Origin of the sequence: Streptomyces phaeofaciens (assembly GCF_014648915.1) — a bacterium.
GTDB classification, from domain to species: Bacteria; Actinomycetota; Actinomycetes; order Streptomycetales; family Streptomycetaceae; genus Streptomyces; species Streptomyces phaeofaciens.
The window spans coordinates 1-2,172 of sequence record NZ_BMSA01000085.1; the positions used below are offsets into that span (position 1 = coordinate 1).

2 protein-coding genes are annotated in these 2,172 nt (G+C 66.8%); both read left to right on the forward strand.

Annotation, left to right across the window (positions count from 1 at the left end; genetic code table 11):
* The coding region (locus IE275_RS45620; RefSeq protein ID WP_506417349.1) for an alpha-amylase family glycosyl hydrolase at nt 1-1,175 on the forward strand (1,175 nt) is incomplete at its 5' end.
* Nucleotides 1,172-2,172 (forward strand): alpha-amylase family glycosyl hydrolase (locus tag IE275_RS45625; protein ID WP_268255378.1); only part of this gene is annotated, 1,001 nt, incomplete at its 3' end. The genes IE275_RS45620 and IE275_RS45625, both read left to right, overlap by 4 nt.

A 2,172-nucleotide genomic window follows, 5' to 3' on the forward strand; every position in this document is an offset into this window, starting at 1 on the left:
GGGCCATCGGCTCCCCCGAGGGCGGCCACGACACGATCCACCCCGCACTCGGCACGCTCGAGGACTTCACCTGGTTCGTCCGCCGGGCCGCGCACCACGGCCTGGAGATCGCCCTCGACCTCGCCCTCCAGTGCTCCCCCGACCACCCCTGGGTCCACAAACACCCCGAGTGGTTCCACCACCGCCCCGACGGCACCATCGCCCACGCCGAGAACCCGCCGAAGAAATACCAGGACATCTACCCCGTCGCCTTCGACACCGACATGGACGGCCTGGTCACCGAGACCCTGCGGATCCTGCGGCACTGGATGTCCCACGGCGTGCGGATCTTCCGCGTCGACAACCCCCACACCAAACCGGTGCTCTTCTGGGAACGCGTGATCGCCGACATCGGCCGCACCGACCCCGACGTCATCTTCCTCGCCGAGGCCTTCACCCGCCCCGCGATGATGCGCACCCTCGCCCAGATCGGCTTCCAGCAGTCCTACACCTACTTCACCTGGCGCAACACCAAACAGGAACTCACCGACCACCTCACCGAACTCGCCGGCGAGACCGCCGCCTACATGCGGCCCAACCTCTTCCCCAACACCCCCGACATCCTGCACGCCTACCTCCAGGACGGCGGCCCCGCCGCCTTCGCCGTCCGCGCCGTCCTCGCCGCCACCCTCTCCCCCACCTGGGGCATCTACAGCGGCTACGAACTCTGCGAGAACACCCCCCTGCGCCCCGGCAGCGAGGAATACCTCGACTCCGAGAAATACCAGCTCACCCCCCGCGACTGGGACACCGACCACACCCTCGCCCCACTGATCACCCGGCTCAACGCCGTGCGGCGGGCCAGCCCCGCGCTGCACCGGCTGCGCAATCTGCGCTTCCATCACGCCGACCGGGAAGCGGTGATCGTCTACTCGAAGCGAAGCGGTTCGAACACGGTTCTGGTGGTCGTCAACCTCGACCCCCACCACACCCAGGAGACGACGGTCTCGTTGGACATGCCGCAACTCGGCCTCGACTGGCACGAGTCGGTGCCGGTGCGCGACGAGCTCACCGGCGAGACCTATCACTGGGGCAGGGCCAACTACGTGCGCCTCGAACCGGGCACCCGGCCCGCGCACGTCCTCACCGTCCTGCGACCGTCCCACCCGCAGATCGGAGGGTCACCCACACGATGATCGTCAACGAACCTGTTCCGGACACCTTCGAGGACACCCCCGCCAAGGACCGCGACCCCGAGTGGTTCAAGCGCGCCGTGTTCTACGAAGTCCTCGTCCGCTCCTTCCAGGACAGCAACGGCGACGGCGTAGGCGACCTCAAGGGCATCACCGCCAAGCTCGACTACCTCCAGTGGCTGGGCGTCGACTGCCTCTGGCTGCCGCCGTTCTTCAAGTCACCGCTCCGCGACGGCGGTTACGACGTCTCGGACTACACGTCCGTGCTCCCCGAGTTCGGCGACCTGGCCGACTTCGTGGAGTTCGTCGACGCCTCGCATCAGCGCGGCATGCGCGTGATCATCGACTTCGTGATGAACCACACCAGCGACCAGCACCCGTGGTTCCAGGAGTCGAGGAAGGACCCCGACGGGCCCTACGGCGACTACTACATGTGGGCCGACGACGACAAGCAGTACGCCGACGCGCGGATCATCTTCGTCGACACCGAGGCCTCCAACTGGACCTTCGACCCGGTCCGCAAGCAGTACTTCTTCCACCGCTTCTTCTCCCACCAGCCGGACCTCAACTACGAGAACCCGGCCGTGCAGGAGGAGATGATCTCCGCGCTGCGGTTCTGGCTGGACCTGGGCATCGACGGTTTCCGGCTGGACGCGGTGCCGTACCTGTACGCGCAGGAGGGCACCAACTGCGAAAACCTTCCGGCAACCCATGAGTTCCTCAAACGGGTCCGCAAGGAGATCGACGCCCACTACCCGGACACGGTGATCCTGGCGGAGGCCAACCAGTGGCCCGAGGACGTCGTCGACTACTTCGGCGACTACGCCTCCGGCGGCGACGAGTGCCACATGGCGTTCCACTTCCCCGTCATGCCCCGCATCTTCATGGCGGTCCGCCGCGAATCACGCCACCCCGTCTCCGAGATCCTCGCCAAGACCCCCGCGATCCCCGTCAACTGCCAGTGGGGCATCTTCCTGCGCAACCACGACGAACTCACCCT